Source organism: Nocardioides sp. L-11A (genome assembly GCA_029961745.1).
Taxonomy (GTDB): Bacteria; Actinomycetota; Actinomycetes; order Propionibacteriales; family Nocardioidaceae; genus Nocardioides.
This window is the reverse complement of record CP124680.1, coordinates 16,200-33,731: the sequence shown is the minus strand read 5'-3', so window position 1 is coordinate 33,731 and position 17,532 is coordinate 16,200. Positions and strand designations below refer to the sequence as shown.

The window sequence follows — 17,532 nt, the reverse complement described above, 5'->3', positions numbered from 1 at the left end:
TTGCCACCGCCGAAGCTCCTCCCCACGCTGCTCCTGCTGACCACGGTCGGCGGGATCGTCAGCAGCCTCGGCGCCTCGCTGGTCCCCAGGATCGCCCGGGAGCTCGACGTCCCGCTCGCCTCGGCCCAGTGGACGCTGACCGCGACCATGATCGCCGCCGCCGTGAGCACTCCGCTGATCGGGCGGTACGCCGTCGCGCATCGCCGGCGCACGACGATCGTGCTGGGTCTCGGCGTGGTCATCGTCGGCACCGTGCTCAGCGCGCTCGCGATCGAGATCTCGGCGCTCGGGCTTCCTGTCCTGATCGCCGGCCGCGCCGCGCAGGGCATCGGCATGGCCATGGCTCCGCTGGCCATGGCGGTCGCCCGCGACGTGTTCCCGCCCGAGCGGGCGAGCTCCGTGATGGCTGTCTTGTCCGTCGGCATGGTCACCGGCGCCGGGGTGGGCTATCCGTTGGCCGCGCTGGTCGCGCAGATCGGCGGCCTCGCGGCGGCATTCTGGTTCGGGACGATCATCAGCCTCCTGACGCTGATGCTGTCAGCGCGATATGTGCCGAGCGCGCCGTTCGCAGCGCCGGCACCGGTGAATGCCACGGACGCACTCCTGCTCGGCGCCGGCACCGTTGCGCTCCTGCTGGGAGTGAGCCGGACGACGAGTTGGGGCTGGGACGATCCTCGAACACTCACGCTGCTCGCCACCGGCTCGGCGGCCGTCGCCCTCTGGGTTCGCGTCTCCCTCGCACGCACCAACCCGCTGGTGGACCTCCGCCTCGCGTTCACGACCGCCGCTGCCGGCCCCAACATCGCCGGCCTCCTCGCTGGCGCAGGGATGTACATGGGCCTGACCCTGCTCATGGTGCTGGTGCAGACGCGAACCCCGGAGGGCTGGGGCCTGGGCTCGTCGGTGCTGGTCGCGGGCCTGCTGCTGGTGCCGTACTCCGTGATGAGCGTGCTCGGCAGCCGCGTGTCCCTGCTGGTCGGCCGGTACGTCGATCCGGCCAAGGTGCTTCCGTTCGGCTGCGCGATCTACCTGATCTCCACGGTGTTCCTCGCGTTCCGGCACGATCGGATATGGCATGCCGTCGTCGCGATGGCAGTGGCCGGACTCGGCAGTGGCGGCACCTTCGCGACGCTGCCGGTCCTGCTGGTCCGGGTCGTGCCCGTCGCCGAGACCAGTAGCGCGCTCGCCTTCAACCAGGTGCTGCGCTACTTCGGCTTCGCCGTCGGCAGCGCGCTCGTGGTCACCGTCCTGACCTTGGCCAGCGGCGGTCCGACCCCGACCGAGCGCGGGTTCGTCGTGGCCTCGCTGCTCAATGCGGCCATGTGGGTGGTCGCGATCGTGGCCATCTGCGGCTTCGGTCGGCGTGCGCGACTCCCCCCGGGAGGTCCCGGCTCACCTCCACGATGAGTAGGGCGTCCCATGCCGCTGTCCGGCTGGAGGCCGATCAGGGAGCGGCGAGCTCCGGGTTGTCCTCGCGCAGCCGCTGGGCGACCCGGCGCTCGACCCAGAAGATCAGGCCGGGGATCAGGCCCGCCACGAGCATCAGCAGCAGCTGGGGGATCGTCCAGCGCGCCTTCTGCGTGAGGAGGAAGGCGACGACGACGTAGACGATGTAGATCCAGCCGTGGATCAGCCAGATCGGGGTGAGGTCGTCACCGAACCGCTGCAGCGTGGTGCCGTCCTCGAGCAGGTACTTCAGCACCGAGCCGACGGTGCCGACGAGCAGGAGCACGCCGACCACGAGCGCCAGCACCCGGTAGACGGTGAAGAGCTTGGTCACGGCTCCGAGGGTACGACGACGTCCTCGGCGTCCTCGGCGGCGGCCTCCTCGACCGGCCGCTCCGCGGTGGCGTCGCGCACGTAGCGGAACCACAGGAAGGCCGCGAACGCCGCGAAGACCCACCACTCGATCGCGTACAGCAGGTTGCGCAGACCGGTGAACCGGCTCGCCTCGGGCAGCTGGTCGAGGGTCGCCCCGTCGATGCCGGCGGCGGCGTCGGCGGCGAGCGGCTCCTCGGCGATGACATAGGCGCCGTACAGGTCCTGGTCGACGCGCTGCACCAGGTCGGCGATGCGCAGCTCGGGGAGGATGTCGTCGCGCGGGTCGTCGTCGACCTGGCCGCTGCCCTCGGGCGGCTGCAGCCAGCCGCGCACGTCGACCTCGCCGGCCGGCGGCGCGGGCAGGGTCGCGAGATCGGTGCCGTCGGGCACCCAGCCGCGCACGACGGGTACGGCGGGCGCGGACGCGTCGCCGACGGTGATCGGCGTGACCAGCCAGCCCCCGTCGGCTCCGGTCGCGCCGGCCCGGCCCGAGACGAGCACGGTGCCGCCGGGCAGGAAGGTGCCCCGGACGTCGACCGGTCGGCCGAGCCCCGCCGTCGGGAACGGGTCGTCGGGGCCGATGACGTCGGCGATCGGCAGCGGCTCGGCCCGGGAGAGGTCGACCTGTTCGGCGGCGCGGCGGGCCTGGAAGGCGTCGTACTGCCACACGCCCATGCCCACGGCGATCCCCACGCAGAGGAGGCCGAGCAGGTGAGCACCCCACAACCGCATGCTCCACCAGCCGATCACGTCGGTCAGCCTACGTGGCTGGTCTGACCACTCGCGGTTGGGGACCAATCCTGCCGAATTGTGCCGATCTGGGTGCAGTCTCTACCCATTCCCCAACTGGTCTGACCACTTGACCATCCGTCCAGACCGACCTATCGTCCCCTCATGGCCCTCCGTCCCGTCACCCGCCGGTCCGTGTCCGACCAGGTCTTCGACCAGCTCCTCGACGACGTCGTCGACGGCGAGCTGTCCGCCGGTGAGCCCCTGCCCAGCGAGCGCCGGCTGGCCGAGGTGCTCGGCATCTCCCGGCCCGCCGTGCGCGAGGCCCTGCAGCGGATCGCGCAGACCGGGCTGGTGGAGGTCCGCCAGGGCGGCGCCACCCTGGTCCGCGACTTCCGCCGCGCCGCCGGCCTCGACCTGCTGCCCCGGCTGCTCGTCCGCGGCGGGCAGCTCGACACCTCGATCGGCCGCAGCGTGATCGAGGCCCGGGCGGAGGTCGGTCCCGGGATCGCCGCCCATGCCGCCGAGCGCGGGGGGCCGGCGCTCGCCGCCGCCCTGGACACCGTCACCGACGCGATGGCCACCGCCACCGATGCGGTCGCCTGGCAGGTCCTCGCCCTCGACTACTGGGACCTGCTCGTCGACGGCGCCGACTCGATGGTGTTCCGGCTGATGTTCAACAGCCTGCGCGCCGCCTACGAACCCGCCCTGCCCGCGCTCGCCACGGTGCTCGCCGGCGAGGTCGGCCAGGTCGAGCCCTACCGGCTGCTCACCGCCGCGGTCCGGTCCGGCGACACGGCCACCGCCCGGGCCGCCGCCGCCCGCGTCCTCACCCCCACCGCGGACACCCTGCTCGGCGCCTTCGCCGCGATGGGGGCCGACGAGTGAGCCCCCGGGAGGCCCACGCCCGGCGCCGGCTGGCCGAGGACGAGGCGCGCATCGACGGCACGCTCGACGGGAGGTACGTCGGCGACCGGGCCGCGGGGCGTCGTACCCATCAATCCTTGGGCGACGTGTTCGCCGAGTTCTGGCGCCACCCGAGCCCCTACCTGCTGACGACCTGCCTGGCCGCCGCGATCACCGGCCGGCTCCTGTCGGGCCCGGGCAGCTGGTGGGAGCTGGCGATCCCGCTCGGCCTGGTCTCGATCCTGCCGGTCGTGGAGTGGGTCGTCCACGTGTTCATCCTGCACTGGAAGCCGCGCCGTCTCGGCCCGCTCACCCTCGACCCGCTGCTGGCCCGCAAGCACCGCGCCCACCACGCCGACCCGCGCGCGATCCCGCTCGTGTTCATCCCGTGGCAGGCCCAGCTGTGGCTCGCGCCCGCGTGGACCCTGCTGGCCTGGCTGGTCACGCCGTCCACCACGGCGATGTTCTCGTTGCTGACGGCGATCTACGCGATCAAGTCGGGCTACGAGTGGACGCACTACCTGCTGCACAGCGACTACCGGCCGCGGTCCGCGTGGTACCGCAAGGTCTGGCGCAACCACCGGCTGCACCACTACAAGAGCGAGCACTACTGGTTCACCGTCACCACCGCGGGTACGGCGGACCGGCTGTTCCGCACCGCGCCCGACCCGAGCACGGTGCCGACGTCCCCGACCGTGCAGCGCCTGCACGACCTCGCGCTGTGAATCTCCTGCCGCAGTAGGTAGCGCCGACCGCCCTGGGCCGAGCAGGATCGGGGCCGTGCGGATCCACCACCTGAACTGCGCGACCATGCGGCCGCCGCTCGCTCCCACCATGGTCGCCCACGTGCTGCTCCTCGAGCGCGCGGACGGTCTCGCGCTCGTCGACACCGGCTTCGGCACCGGCGACCTCGCCGACCGCAAGCGGCTCGGCCGCCCGTTCCTCACCACCGTGCGCCCCGATCTCGACCCGGGGGAGACCGCACTGGCGCGGGTGAAGGCGCGCGGCCACGACCCGGCCGACGTCACCGACATCCTGCTCACCCACCTCGACCTCGACCACGCCGGCGGCATCGGCGACTTCCCCAACGCCCGGGTGCACGTCCACGCCACCGAGCACGCCGCGGCTACGCGCCCCTCGATGCGCGAGAAGGCCCGCTACGTCCAGGGTCAGTGGGCGCACGACCCGCAGTGGTCGCTGCACCGCGAGGGCGGCGACGACTGGCTCGGGTTCGCCGCGGTCACCGCGCTGGCCGACGACGTCGTGATCATCCCGCTGCACGGCCACACCCGCGGCCACGCCGGGGTCGCCGTACGCCGCGACGACGGCGAGTGGCTGCTCCACGCGGGCGACGCCTTCTTCCACGGCGGCCAGCTGCAGGACCCGCCGACCTGCCCGGCCCCGCTGGCCGCGTTCCAGCGGCTGATGGCCGTCGACAACCGGCAGCGGGTGGACAACCTCGAGCGGCTCCAGGAGCTGGCCCGCGGCCGGGGTGACGAGGTCACCGTGATCTGCGCGCACGATCAGGCGCAGTACGACGCGCTCAGCTCGGGCAGACCGTGAACGGCAGCCGCCGCTCGTGGACCATCCGGGCCGCGGCCGGCGGATCGGCGAGCGTGTAGCCGAGGCGCCCGCTCGACGGGTCGGCGACGCCGCGGCTCATGACCAGCCCGAACTCCGGGTCGGTCGGCGGCATCACCTCGGCCAGCCGGACCCGGTCGAAGGCGTCGCTGCGCGCCTTGCCGAGCTGGGCCGTCACCAGCTCGGTGCCCAGCGCCACCGACCACGCGTCGAGCTCGTCGAGCCCGTGGAGCGCGGCGGCGGGCGCGGCGGCGAGTTGCTCCTCGATCCCCGCGCCGAAGACGGTGGCGAAGGGCGTGCACCCGCGCTCGACGTACGTCGACACGGCCTCGCTCCCCGTCAGCGCGACCAGCTCGGGGTCGGCGCCCCAGGAGTCCGCCGGCGCGGGGGGTGCCGTCGAGGTGACCAGTCGGCGGGCGTCATCGACGACCGCGCCCGCGAGCGGGCCGACGCCGGCCTCGACCGCGCGCTGCACGGCGGCCATCGCCAGGTCGTCGTGGAAGGCGAGGATCCAGCCCCCGTCAGCGCCGTCTCCCCCGTCGCCACCCTCGGCGCCGGACCAGCGGGCCTCCCAGGCGACGTCGTCCTGGCTGAAGCCGAACTGGTTGCGCAGCCGCTGGTCGACCGGGCGCAGCAGCCCCTCGGACAGCGCGGCGGTCTTGCGGATCCGCTGCCAGAACCGCTCGCGCTCGGGAGCGGGCGTGGCGTCGTCGAGGGTGGAGAACCCGAGGACCAGGCGCAGCTGGTCGAAGTCGGTGACCTCGAGCGTCGTCGCCGCGGCGGGCACGAGGGCCAGTACGGCGGCGGAGGGCTCCTGGGAGGCGTCGTACTCGGCGACGACGGTCTCGGGTTCCGGCACCTGCTGCTGGACCGGCTCGGGATCGCCGCTGCAGCCGGAGAGCCCGGCGAGGACGACGACGGCGGCCAGCACTGCACCGATCCGCCCCATGCCGCTCACCCGCCGAATCTTGCCATGTCGCCCGCACGGGCGTCCGCAGATGCGAGCGGGCGCCGACCGTTGGCCGACGCCCGCTCGTGGGTGGGATCACCCGATCTGATCGAACTCCCTGAACTTCCCGATCAACGCCCCGAGGACTGCGCCTCGACGAGCAGCCTGCGCAGGTCGGCCGGCATCCGGTCGTCGACCGTCAGCGGACCGGTGCCCCGAGCCGACGCGCTCGCCGCCGGCGGCGGGACCGGGTCGCACTTGAGGTCGCTGCGCTTCTTCTTGCTGCGCTTGGGGAGCACCCCGGTGTCGAGGTAGCTCGCGACCAGGTCGTCGGTGCAGGCGATGCCGGACAGCGACCCGGAGTGCGTCGTACCGCCCTTGCCCTCGATGAGGAACGAGGTCGGGAACGCCTTCCGCGTGGCCACCGCACCGGAGAACACCGTGGCGGCGTCGTTGGTCTCGGCGATCATCAGGATCGGCGTCTTCACCTTCTTGCCGCTGACGTCGAAGGCCTGCCGCGACTTGGCCGGCCAGTTGAGGCAGGGCGCGTTGTACCAGGTGTTGCCCCACGTCAGGAACGGGTGCTTCTTGTGCACGCGCCAGGCGTCGGCCTGGGTCTGCTTCCAGTTCGGCCACATCGCATCGGTGCACTGCACGGCGTTGTAGACGGCGAAACCGTTGTCGTCGCCGGGCTCGGCGTACATCGCGATCAGGTCCGCACCGTCACCCGTCTTGACGAACTTCGCGTACGCGAGGCCGATGGTGTTCCAGTCGTAGACGTAGTAGCCGGCGCTGAGCAGCACGTCACCGAGCTCGTCGGGTCCGAGCCTGCCACCCGCCGCGGGCTGCTTGTCGAGCTGCTTGAGCAGCTTGTAGTAGCCCTTGCGGATCGCCTTGCCGCTGGTGCCGAGGCCGTAGACGGCGTCGTTCTGGGCGAGCCACTTGAAGTACGTCCGGATGTTCTTGTCGAACTGGATGTTCTGGTCGACGTTGGACTCGTAGAACGCCCGGTCGGCGTTGAGCACGCCGTCCCACACGAAGCGCCCGACCTTCTTCGGGAACATCGTCGCGTAGACCTGACCGAGGTAGGTGCCGTAGGAGAAGCCGTAGTAGTTCAGCTTCGGCGCACCGACGGCCTTGCGCAGGCTCTCGAGGTCCTGGGCGACGTCCGTGGTGTGCATGTGCTTGAGGAGGCGCTTCGCATCGGACTTCGAGCACGCCTTGGCGTACTTCTTGGTCACCCGCTGCCACCACTTGAGGTCCTTCTTCTTCGTCGGCACGTAGTTGGGCCGGTCGTAGCCCGCACCCGGGTAGTTCGGGTTGCAGCTCAGCGACGGCTCACTGCTGCCGACACCGCGCGGGTCGAAGCCGTACCAGTCGTACTTCGCGCCCACACCGTTGGGGATCGCCGCACCGAGTCGGGCCATGCCGAGGCCGGAGCCACCGGGCCCGCCCGGGTTGCCCGCGATCATGCCCTTGTAGTCCGGGTTGGTGTGCAGCACCCGGCTGACGGCGATCTTGATCTTCTTGCCCTTGGGCTTGTCGTAGTCGAGGGGGACCTCGAGCATCGCGCACTGCGCACCCGCGTCGATCAGACGCTGGTTGGTGCAGGCGCCCCACACGGGCGCCGGCGGTGTGTACGACGCGGGCTTGGCCTGCGTGACCTGCGGAGCCTGCGGCGCGGCGCTGCTGCTCCCCCCTGGCACCAGCACAGCTGCTGCCGTTACTACCGACGCCACGATCGTCAGTGCTCTCTTCACTTCACAACCTTCCGAGTGAGGGTCTTCCGAGATGTGACCGGCACAGCCGGAACCACTCTCCGACCCTGCCTCTTCTCCGGCCTCACGTCCACCCCGGCGCGCAGGAGAATCTCCGGTGTCGTCCGGGCTCGGCCGCAAGAGTCCGTGCGACGCCGTACCCGATGACGGTGGATCAATCCGCCTGCAGGTCGCGGATCTTTCGTCCCATCGCTTCGATGACCTCGCGGTCCGACGTATCTTGGCGGGGCCAGGTGCGGTCGTCCCGGTCCTGGAGCCAGTGCAGGACCTCCCCCGGGTGCACGTGGTCACCGGTGACGAAGTGCGTGACGACGAAGGCCCGGACCCCCGTCCCGTCCGGCACCCTGCACCACCCGACCCCACCGGCGTCGGTCTCGACGATCAGCCACTTCGGGGCGTCCGCGTCGAAGTCCGTGACGCAGGCGCACAGCCAGACGGCACGATCCGCATAGAACGCGCCGTTGAGCGTCGGCACCTGCGGCTCGGACCTCGCGGCCGCCATGGTGAGGATCTGCTCCACCACCGCCACCGACGGGTCCTCGCGTGGCGGGGATGGTTGGCGTCGCTTGAACACCCAGGAACGGTACTGACCGCACACCGTCCACACCGACCCATTTCCTTGCCGCCCCAGCGGATTCCTCATCAAAGCCCGTTTCCGGTGAGCCGATCCTGAGATGATCCGGCCGTGGCCCCCGACCAGCGACTGCGCGAGCTCGCGATCAGGCATGCCGCCTTCGCCTGGCTCGACCGGCAGCGCGCCGCGGGCAAAGAGACCTTCACACAGCAGGACACCAGCGGCCTGAACCTGGCCGGCGAGACCATCCGGCTGATGCCCACTCAGCAGGGAATCTGGAAGCCGGGACAGTTCGTCGCGGCCCTGTCCTTCCGCACGGTCTTCCGGTCGCCAGGGAGCAGCCGCCCGTACGACGACACCACCGGAGCCGATGGGTTCCTTCGCTACAAGATGCGCGGCCACGACCCGAACCACTTCGAGAACCGCGCCCTGCGCGAAGCCATGCTCGAGCGGCTGCCGCTGATCTGGTGGCTGGGCGTGGAGGGCGGCGGTTACAGCGCCCTCTACCCGATCTACCTGATCGGAGAAGAGGCGGCGGACCTGCAGTTCGTCGTGGACATCGACGCCGTCCCGCAGACCGACATGACCTGGCTGCCAGGCGACCTCGAACTCGATCCGTCGTACCGCCAGCAGCTCACCAAACGGCGCCTCCACCAGCGCCCTTTCCGCGCCGCGGTCCTCCGCGCCTACCGCACCTCCTGCGCCGTCTGCTCCTTCCGCCACAGCGACCTCCTCGACGCGGCGCATATCCACGAGGACGGCGCCGGCGGACGCCCGGTCGTGACCAACGGCCTGACCCTCTGCAAGATGCACCACGCCGCCTACGACCGGCAGATCCTCGGCATCACCCCCGACTACGAGGTTCGGATCAACGCCGAGGTCCTCCACGAGGTCGACGGCCCGATGCTCCGCCACGGCATCCAGGAGTTCCACGAGAAGCCGCTCATGGTGCTGCCCACGCGTCGGACCGAACGTCCCGACCGAGAGCTGCTCGACGAGCGCTATCGGGCGTTCCTCAACGCCAGCTGAGGTCGTGAGCCGAGCCCGGGAGACCTGGCCGGGTCTGCTCGCCAATGGAAGCACGTGGGTATGTCGGACCTTTCCTGAATCCGGTGACGGTGGTCGCCGCTCGAATCCTTGGGGAAGGTGATGACCAGGTCTGGTTCAGAGTCACCAAGACCGACGATCCGAATGGCAGTTCGCCCCGGAGTGCTGGTCGCCTGACAGCTTCATCCGACCGCTGCGATTCGGCCTAGTATCGACACTCCGTAGCGCAAAGCGGACTGTTCGATTAGTGCCGAAAGACCCATAGTCACCTCCCTGCCGATCAGCCCGGACGGTCGTCGGACAATGACGGCCGCGAGACTTTGTCGATTCGTCGCCGCGATCGCGCGCTTAGTGGCACGCTCTCATAGGGAGCAGGGAGGCAACGGTGACTGATTGGATCGTGCGTCGGTGGGCCAGATACGGCCACGAGCGGCTTTACGCCGAGACATCCAACGGGACGGCGCTTGGATACTTCGACGTGAAAGCCGGCCGCTACCACACTGACGACCTGTCGAACCTGTCGCTGTTACAGGACGCGATCGCTGAACACCTCGCCGAGCGCCCGACGGCCCCACCCCGTCAGCCTGCACCGCCGATCATCAACGAGCAGCAGGCGGCACCGCCTGCACCGCCATCGCCCGCTCAGCAGGTGCCGACTCCCCCACCTCCACCGATCTGGCATGACATCAGCGCGAACCGCGCCGGAGCCGCAGCACGGGAGCGGGCGATGGCCGAGCGCGAAGCCCAAGGCACCTTCAAGCACCTGTTGTCCAGACTCGTGGGCGCACGTACCGAGGAGCGTTCCTGGCGAATCGGCGCAGACGGCGAGGAGGCCGTCGCTGCTCAACTTCTTGCGCTCGGTCCGGCGTGGCGAGTCCTGCACGCCGTCCGCGTGGGTGAGCGCGGCGCCGACATCGACCACGTCGTGATCGGCCCGCCTGGGGTTTTCACCGTCAACGCCAAGCACCATCCCCACGGCTCGATTTGGGTGGGCGGTGACACCTTCATGGTGAATGGGCAGCGCGTCCCGTACATCAGGAACAGTCGCCACGAGGCGCGGCGGGCCTCCCGGATGCTTACCGAACAGGCCGGCTTCCCGGTGATAGCGACCGGTCTCATTGCGGTGATGGGCGCCCAGAAGGGCTTCAAGATCCGGACTCAACCGGAGGACGGAAGCGTCGTCGTCGTGATGCGACGACGGATCAGCCACCATCTGCTGTCGCAGCCCTTCCGGCTGTCGAAACGCGAGATCGACGCGATCTATGACGTCGCAAGGCGTTCGACCACCTGGCAATAGTGAGAACACCTCTCGACATCGTCGGTTCAGATCGACTGCGTCCCCGAGACCTCGAGGATTGAGAAACACGACAGGAGACCCCGCAGCATTCATCGTGTGGACGCTAGGGAGTCGAACCCCTAACCCCTTGCTTGCAACTGCCCTCGAACGCCCTTCCGATGGCCGTTTTCGCGGTGAAACTGCATGTCAGAAGCGTCCAGGCGTGGCCCGATCTGGACATCGCTTCTCCTTAATCACCTCATTAGGGGTTCTGTACAGATAGTCAGGGCGTGGGAAGCCCGCAGGCGCCAACCTGGCCTTCAAGTGGGTGGGGAGGTCATCAGCGTCCAGCATCATGGCGAGCCCCGGATGCCGTCCGTGAAGTTGTGCAAGGTCCCCAGCGAGTGCCAATCCAAGGGACTCAGTCATGAAGCGCGCCAAGTGCGTCGGACTTCGGCGGGAGCGCCACAACCAGCGGAGCGGTTCACCGTGGCGGATCACAAGGTGATCGAGCAGCAAGCTAGTTTCTGCCATGACTGACGCCAACGACGGCGGCGCGTGCGGGCGCTCGACGATCAGCAGCGACATGATCGCTGACCGAGCAGAATTGGTGTCGAGAGTGCCAGCGACCTAGTCCGACCAAGTTCCCTTGCTGTCCCGCACGAGCACTCGAACGTCGATCGAAGCGAAGTGGACACCCTTCGTTCGCTGCGTGTGCTGGCACCGACTCACACCGTCGCCCGATCCGCGGCAGCACAACCGTCAGATTCGAAAGCTACTTCGCGCCGCGGTTCGATCTCGAAGTGACCGTTTGACGCACGGAAACAGCTGGCTTGGACGCCGAGATCACAACCTCGACCCGCATCCGCGACGCCAGAGCTGAGCCGGCGCTCGTCGGCAAGTATCGGCTGCGAGTCGGGATCTCTCGCTCGGTCATCTCGTCGACCGTGAGTCCTGCGTCTTCAAGCGCGTCAGCACAGATCTGCGCGTTGTCGATCTTGAAGCCACGCAGGGTGCTGTTGCCGACAACCATGACGACATCTCCGCCGGGACGAAGGACCTGCTTAACCTGGGTCGCTACTTCTCGCGCGTCTTTGACGTAACGGGTCGCCCAACCAACGATGCGCCCAGGAGCGACCTCTCCTCCCGACCCGGAGATGTAGTCCGCTGGATCGTGATCCTGCGCTGCCAGAATCTTCTCGGCGCCAATCGACGCCCCACGGATAGCGCGGATCTGAGCTGCTGAGTAGCCCAGCCAGACCAAGCTCATCCGGTGCCCGCGCAGGTAGTCGATGGCGTTCAGGTAAGGCGGCGACGTGATGACGCAGTCGACTGACTCATCCTCGATGTGGGTCAGCTCGCGTCCATCGCCCAGCTCGATCGAGGACGATCCTCGAACAGCTTCTGGAACAAGTCGAGCCGACATCACCCGGGCGCTCTTAAGGAACTCGGCCTCGACGTCGTAGTTCGACTCGGTAGCGACCTTGTGGGGACGACTGTGTGACGTGTCCCGCGCCAGCGAAGCACCGCGCTCCTTCGTCACAATGATCCGACTCAGCGCGACCCTGAGAGCGTCTGCCGATGGGAGCTGCGAATCCTTCAGAACCGAAGCTAGGCGAACAAGCGGCGTGCGCTGCTCAGCGCCAAACCAGAACTTGATGAAGTCCGACGTCTCTTCGTCGACCCAATCGAGGTCATCGAGTTCAGCCACGTCGGACGCTGCAGCTCGCGCTAACAGCTCATGTACGTCGTGGATGAACTGGCTGCGGGTCGGCGGCTTGCACCAGACCCGAGCCATGAGAACCGCCATTGGGTCCACGTCCGTGCCGAGCGCCGTGACGCCATGCTCAACGCCGGCGCGTAGGACCGTTCCCGACCCACACATTGGGTCAAGAAGCACAGATCCGACGGGGAGGTCGCCGATCCGCGACAAGGCAATCTCGGGCGCCATTCTCGCCGGGAACGGGTGGATCACCTTCATGTCTATCCCTTAATGTCGGCGTGCGTTGTTGCGTCGATGCCGTCCCCGAACATGTCCTTAAGGTGGCGCTCGACCTCCGCGACGATCTGACTCGCGCTTCCATGCAGGCGTACCTCATCGTTCGCGCTGTTCACCTCGATCCAGCGCGAACCGACAATGGTAGAGACCGCCTGGAGCGCAGCTGCCAGCGCCTCGGGTGGGTAGGACGTCAAAGTCGGCTCCAACACCCGCGCGACCTTGACGCTTGGCACCTGAAGCTCATCGGTCTTCTGTGACTCCAGAACTTCCAGGAGCTTCAGCAAGGGCACCCGACGTCCTCCTGTCGTCAACTCAGTCTCCAACTGCTGAAGCCAGGCGTCGACCTCGTCGACTGACCGGGGCTCCGCGAACAAGTTGCGAACGGTCGTCAGCGGAACGCCGTACTGGTAGTGCAGCTCGACCAGTCGTTGGAGCTGAGGAACCAGGAGAAGGCTCAGTCGGGCACCGGTCTCCTTCGCGGCAGCAAGCTTCTCGTTGACCTTGCTGTCGACGGTTGACTGCCCGTCGTACTTCTTCGCGATGAAGAACCCGAAGTCGGCGTCCTCCTTCTTGCGGAAGGTCTCGAGACTGCCGAAGTCGATCTTGTCCGCCGGGACGCTCGTGCTGTTGGTCTGCTTTGCGTCGTAGACGATCTTAAAGTCATCGGAACCAGTCCCTGCACCTCTGCCCAGACGTGCATAGAGGACGCCGTCCGTGCCACCCGCGTTGCCTCCGCGCCGCTCGTACTCAAAGCCGAGTACACGGAAGGCAGCACCAACAGCACGTTCCAACGCGGTCTCATGGGTCAGAGCGCTCTTCAGCAGGCGGAGCGCTTCGACAGCGGTCGACGGTTCGTCACCGGCGATGATCCGGAGGATCTTGTCGCGGTCAGCGAGAAGGTTGACCGAGAGCTGACGCGGCACGCCGTAGTCCTGCAGGATCGCGTCAATTAGGAACTCGGCACTACCGAACAGCGCAGCGGGCGCCTTTCCTCGGCTGCCAGAAAGCATCTTCTCGACAAAGGGGTGTTCACTGTTGATGACGAGGCGTCGGGTGGTCGGGTGGTAGCGAACCACGCGGTCGAAGATGCCAGTTTTTTCGAAGACGATATCTGATACCAAGTCATTCGAGACCTCTTCGGCGTAGGTCGCGAACCAGTCTTCGCGGTCCTCGTCGTCCTCGAACGACGGCTTTGCGAAGTAGTAGGACTCTTCGTCGGATTCCAACGCAATGCGAACGGTCTCAACGATCGGCTCGGTCAGAAACGCGCTTGGAGCATTCTCAAGCAGTTTGCTGATGTCGATGCCGTGCTGCTCAAGGTCAAGGAACTTCTCGTAAGCAGTCCGGCAGCGGTTGAAGACTCCGAGAAGGTACTTCCGGAAGGTATCGATCGCCTCGCTCTCGCGAACACCCTCCCGCGAAGACAGCAGGTGGTAGCGCAGTCCGTCTGCGTCGACCTCCAGGGCGAACCGTGACCAAGTAGCGTGGTTCAACGCGGGCAACCCAAAGAGACCATCCTCTAGATTTACAACCCGGTTTCGGACTCGAACGAAGAAGCCATTGCTCCGGTTGTACTGATCGGACTTGCCCTCAGTCAGCCGCTTCTCAAAGAGTTCGGCACCACCTGTGATCGCGCCCTCAATGCCAGAGATCTCGATGCCGCCGCCTGGAAGCTTGGTTAGTCCAAGCTGGGTTGCAACATCATCGCTCTCGCTGCCGATCTCCCACTGAAACAGGCGCTTGCGCTCTGCCTTGCTCGATTCGAGCTTGTCCCCATCCAGCCAGATCTGGAAGTCGCCGTGGAGCGGCAGCCCAGTCCGCAGAACCCATTCCAAACGACCTGCGGTCAGCTTCTCGTAAAGATCCTTGAAGTCCGACAGACGTGCCGCTGTCCACGTCGCTGCAGCATCCGGTCCGAAGAGCAACCTCCAGGCGTCCGGGTCGCGCGCCTCGATGTCAGCCATGAAGAGCTTCGCTTCTTCCTCGGTGAGCTCCCGAAGGGGCAGCACAATCGGAGAAGCATTGTCGTACTGGTGCACACCTTCGAGTGACCGGAAGTTCATAGACGTCATCAGGATCTTGTCGTCGACTTTGCTGATGTGAGTGAGACGCCAAGCAAGCACGTAGGCGGCAAGCTTGCCGATGCCAAACTGCCCGATCGGCGCCCGCTTGCCAGTCGCGCCGTTCGCCTTCTGCGAAGCCGCCACGCGCCACAGCTGCTCAAAACCGCCCGCGTCCAGTCCGGTGCCATTGTCGATCACCCACAGCGGGGGAAGATCGTTCGGGTCGCGATCGTCACCCGGAGACGAGCCGGATGCATCTTCGGCCCCCGGTACTTCAACATCCGTCCACGCTGCAGGGTCTGAGGGTGATGGCGCGGCAACTTCTTCGCCGGCGACGAGCTTCTTCTCAAGCGCCTCGTCATCCACGGCGTCCCCGTCTTGGAAAGCGGGTCGCACAGCTTGGTAATCGGGATCGGGTAGCAGCACGTGCGTTGCCGTGGCATCAGCGTCGTAGCTGTTGCTGACCAGCTCTTCAACCGCCTTCTGCGGACTCTGGTATAGACCCTCGGAGAACAGCTTGATGATCTCGTAGCTGATGTGAACGGGGATCTGAGATACCTCAGGAAGCTCCGACTCGCGTTCGGCAACGACATCCGGGAACGAGGTCACATGGCTATCGCCCGTGTCATTGGTGCCCGTCATGTCGCGCATGGTATTCATCCCGCCGGCAGCTTCGCGGCAGATTCGGACAAGTCGTAGCCCGGCTCACGCGAGCTTTTCAAACCGGGTGACCCGCAACAAGCTCTGGAGTCCTTGGGGTTCGCCAGCCTGCTCCACCGCCGCATCGACGTTGCCGAGAAGAAGGGGACGTGAGGCCAATGGCCACCGATCCGAACTGGCTGCCGTCAACCCTTGCTCAGTCGACTGCCGCGCTTGTCGCCATCGCAAGCGGACTCCTCGCCAGAAGACTCGTTGGCCTCGCGGGTCGAACGGGGTGGGTTGCTACATCGCCGCGACAACTTGGTCGCACGGCGCGCGGGTCTGGCGGATGGGGTGCAAGCATCACACGACTCCTTCCTGCAGCCATCATCGCTACGGAAGAGGTCCGGGTTACCGGGTCAGGCTCCCAGGCCGCTTGACAAGACGTAGAAGAGTCCACCGGCCCACTCAGCAAATCGAAAGGCACCGACCCAGCACCAGGCTGAACAACCAGCCTGGGCATCGCAGCGCCGCCGCCAACGATCCGGATGCGTCGTTGCCCTCACTTCCGTGGACGTCGGCCTGTCTGCTCGCCTTCGGGCGAACTTTTCGGCAGAGTGCCGTTCATGCCCACCGAAGGCGATGGGGAGATCGCCGCCTCATCGTCAGCGGACAGTAATCCAGTCAGCACGTCTGCAACCACCGGTCTTCACCCCACACCGATCGCGGTGGTGATCGACGCGAACCTCTGGCACAAGCACCTCAACGTCGACCGGCTCGCCGCTCACGCGGCGCGCCTGCAGAAATCGGGAATTGACGTGTGGGTGCCGGAGCAGGTCGCTCTGGAGTGGGCAGAACACGCCCACGAAGAGATTCAGCAGATCGCCGAGCGATGGAAGAAGCCGGAAGTCGCAGGCATTTGCGGCCCGCTACCTGGACCGAGCTCGATCCACGATGTGGTTGCGACGGTCATCGAGATCCTTCAGTCGATCCCCAACGTCAAGGTAATCGAGATGACTGGGGCGGCTGCCATCGCTGGCATCAAGGACCAGATCCTCAAGACCGGCTCAGGCAAACGCGAGAACGGTGTGAAGACCGGGGCTTCAGACTCCTCGTTCGTGCGGGACGCCCTTGCCGCCGCGGGCGACGATCCCAGCAAGGTCCTGTTCGTTAGCGGCAACACCCGCGACATCGAGGCCGCGGCGGCGGCTGCCGGACACACTCATGTCAACAGCACGAAGGAGTCTCGTCTCTAGAAGGTGCTGTTCGGTACCGACGCGGCTCCGGCAACTATCGCGACGATGGTCACCAGCCACCTGTTCTCGTTGGCAACCACTCAAGCTCACGGCGATGCTCACATGCTGCCGCCCGAGCCCTGGATCAACGTCGGCGAGGTCGAGATGTCCGCCGTAGAACACATCGACTTCGAGATCACCTCGGCCGATCTGTACCCTCATCCGACTCTTGTTGGAATCACCGAGCTCAACGTCGTCGACTCCGACACCGCCGGTGACCAGTACGACATCACCGCCGAGTTCAACCTGGTCCTTCTGGGTGATGTCGACGTCAGCGGCTACACGCTGGACAACGATGGCCACGTCCAGATGAGTAGCACTACAGCCACCCAGATGATCGTCGTTGTGCCCTTCATCGCTGACATCGAGGACCACCATGTCGGGCTCACCGTGAACGGATCCGCGGAGGCCTCCCCCGCAACCATCCGTACCCGCGACCCGCTCGACGGCATCGAACACGCCGCCTCGTGGCTTTCCGACCTGGTCGGTATCACCTTCCCCTACGACGCCGACCTGCATCAGGAGTTCACCCTGAGCGGCCTGAACGGCAACTCCAGTCAGGTCTACCTGAGCAGCGACTGGGAGGAGCCGACGCTGCATGTTGACCTGGGCGGCCAAGAGGTCGTCATCGCCAGCCGGTACGACGTGGGCTCACGCGTGTGGGACGGCAAGGAAGGATTCGATTTGTATCCGCCCTACTACCTTTCCAGTTCTGTCGATGGGCTCTCCGAGGAGGCCTTCACCTCGCTCAGCCAGATCTGGGAGTACCTCGTTTCACCGGCCGCTACTGACTCCTAACCCCAGCCGCCACCCATGCGGCCTAGCCCCGACTGTCGCCCGGTCGTGTAGCAGACCCGACGTTCCGACCGCGAACC

The 17,532-nt window shown here is 67.0% G+C and carries 15 protein-coding genes; 8 read left to right on the top strand and 7 right to left on the bottom strand.

Annotated features, from left to right (window positions below):
- A complete protein-coding gene (locus tag QJ852_00145; protein WGX96856.1) occupies nt 1-1,407 on the top strand; it encodes an MFS transporter in 1,407 nt (468 codons plus the stop codon).
- A gap of 37 nt (nt 1,408-1,444) precedes the next feature.
- Here the strand turns inward: QJ852_00145 and QJ852_00140 are convergent, their stop codons facing one another.
- Both QJ852_00140 and QJ852_00135 read right to left on the bottom strand, forming a co-directional pair.
- On the bottom strand, nt 1,445-1,780 hold the full coding sequence (locus QJ852_00140; protein WGX96855.1) for a DUF3817 domain-containing protein: 336 nt from the start codon (nt 1,778-1,780) through the stop codon (nt 1,445-1,447).
- A complete protein-coding gene (locus QJ852_00135; protein WGX96854.1) occupies nt 1,777-2,571 on the bottom strand; it encodes an SURF1 family protein in 795 nt (264 codons plus the stop codon). The genes QJ852_00140 and QJ852_00135 overlap by 4 nt, the downstream gene beginning before the upstream one ends.
- 144 nt (nt 2,572-2,715) lie before the next feature.
- Between QJ852_00135 and QJ852_00130 the strand changes: the two genes are divergently transcribed.
- The 3 genes from QJ852_00130 to QJ852_00120 are packed head-to-tail and all read left to right on the top strand — an operon-like array spanning nt 2,716 to nt 5,019.
- Nucleotides 2,716-3,438, top strand: a complete 723-nt coding sequence (locus tag QJ852_00130; protein ID WGX96853.1) for a GntR family transcriptional regulator — start codon at nt 2,716-2,718, stop codon at nt 3,436-3,438.
- On the top strand, nt 3,435-4,181 hold the full coding sequence (locus tag QJ852_00125; GenBank protein WGX96852.1) for a sterol desaturase family protein: 747 nt from the start codon (nt 3,435-3,437) through the stop codon (nt 4,179-4,181). The genes QJ852_00130 and QJ852_00125 overlap by 4 nt, the downstream gene beginning before the upstream one ends.
- Nucleotides 4,182-4,236: 55 nt before the next feature.
- The gene (locus QJ852_00120; protein WGX96851.1) at nt 4,237-5,019 is read left to right on the top strand and encodes an MBL fold metallo-hydrolase; all 783 of its coding nucleotides are present in this window, start codon (nt 4,237-4,239) and stop codon (nt 5,017-5,019) included.
- Here the strand turns inward: QJ852_00120 and QJ852_00115 are convergent.
- The 3 genes from QJ852_00115 to QJ852_00105 all read right to left on the bottom strand — a co-directional run bounded on the left by QJ852_00115 (nt 5,000) and on the right by QJ852_00105 (nt 8,338).
- On the bottom strand, nt 5,000-5,995 hold the full coding sequence (locus tag QJ852_00115) for a hypothetical protein (GenBank protein ID WGX96850.1): 996 nt from the start codon (nt 5,993-5,995) through the stop codon (nt 5,000-5,002). The two genes, QJ852_00120 and QJ852_00115, sit on opposite strands and share 20 nt — an antisense overlap.
- 122 nt (nt 5,996-6,117) lie before the next feature.
- Complete coding sequence (locus tag QJ852_00110) at nt 6,118-7,692, bottom strand: alpha/beta hydrolase (protein WGX96849.1); 1,575 nt, start codon at nt 7,690-7,692, stop codon at nt 6,118-6,120.
- 226 nt (nt 7,693-7,918) lie between these two features.
- Nucleotides 7,919-8,338: a hypothetical protein gene (locus QJ852_00105; GenBank protein WGX96848.1), complete on the bottom strand. Its 420-nt coding sequence runs from the start codon at nt 8,336-8,338 to the stop codon at nt 7,919-7,921.
- Between the two features lie 111 nt (nt 8,339-8,449).
- Between QJ852_00105 and QJ852_00100 the strand changes: the two genes are divergently transcribed.
- Together QJ852_00100 and QJ852_00095 are read left to right on the top strand one after the other, a co-directional pair.
- Nucleotides 8,450-9,367, top strand: a complete 918-nt coding sequence (locus QJ852_00100; GenBank protein WGX96847.1) for a hypothetical protein — start codon at nt 8,450-8,452, stop codon at nt 9,365-9,367.
- A gap of 403 nt (nt 9,368-9,770) precedes the next feature.
- Nucleotides 9,771-10,682, top strand: a complete 912-nt coding sequence (locus QJ852_00095) for a nuclease-related domain-containing protein (GenBank protein WGX96846.1) — start codon at nt 9,771-9,773, stop codon at nt 10,680-10,682.
- Nucleotides 10,683-11,436: 754 nt separating this feature from the next.
- Here QJ852_00095 and QJ852_00090 read toward each other — a convergent pair.
- Together QJ852_00090 and QJ852_00085 are read right to left on the bottom strand one after the other, a co-directional pair.
- Nucleotides 11,437-12,642 carry a hypothetical protein gene (locus tag QJ852_00090; protein WGX96845.1) on the bottom strand — a complete coding sequence of 402 codons (1,206 nt, stop codon included), beginning with the start codon at nt 12,640-12,642 and terminating at the stop codon, nt 11,437-11,439.
- A 2-nt stretch (nt 12,643-12,644) separates the two neighbouring features.
- Nucleotides 12,645-15,365, bottom strand: a complete 2,721-nt coding sequence (locus QJ852_00085; GenBank protein WGX96844.1) for an ATP-binding protein — start codon at nt 15,363-15,365, stop codon at nt 12,645-12,647.
- Between the two features lie 623 nt (nt 15,366-15,988).
- On the opposite strand from QJ852_00085, the gene QJ852_00080 reads away from it, so the two are divergent.
- Together QJ852_00080 and QJ852_00075 are read left to right on the top strand one after the other, a co-directional pair.
- A complete protein-coding gene (locus QJ852_00080) occupies nt 15,989-16,618 on the top strand; it encodes a hypothetical protein (GenBank protein WGX96843.1) in 630 nt (209 codons plus the stop codon).
- A 3-nt stretch (nt 16,619-16,621) separates the two neighbouring features.
- Nucleotides 16,622-17,455, top strand: coding sequence for a hypothetical protein (locus QJ852_00075; protein WGX96842.1), 834 nt, complete (start codon nt 16,622-16,624; stop codon nt 17,453-17,455).
- Nucleotides 17,456-17,532: the final 77 nt, after the last annotated feature.

What these genes read in the sequence shown, in the direction of transcription:
- QJ852_00080 (WGX96843.1), top strand. Translation starts at nt 15,989, where the DNA reads ATGCCCACCGAAGGCGATGGGGAGATCGCCGCCTCATCGTCAGCGGAC.
- QJ852_00090 (WGX96845.1), bottom strand. Translation starts at nt 12,642, where the DNA reads ATGAAGGTGATCCACCCGTTCCCGGCGAGAATGGCGCCCGAGATTGCC.
- QJ852_00085 (WGX96844.1), bottom strand. Translation starts at nt 15,365, where the DNA reads ATGACGGGCACCAATGACACGGGCGATAGCCATGTGACCTCGTTCCCG.
- QJ852_00130 (WGX96853.1), top strand. Translation starts at nt 2,716, where the DNA reads ATGGCCCTCCGTCCCGTCACCCGCCGGTCCGTGTCCGACCAGGTCTTC.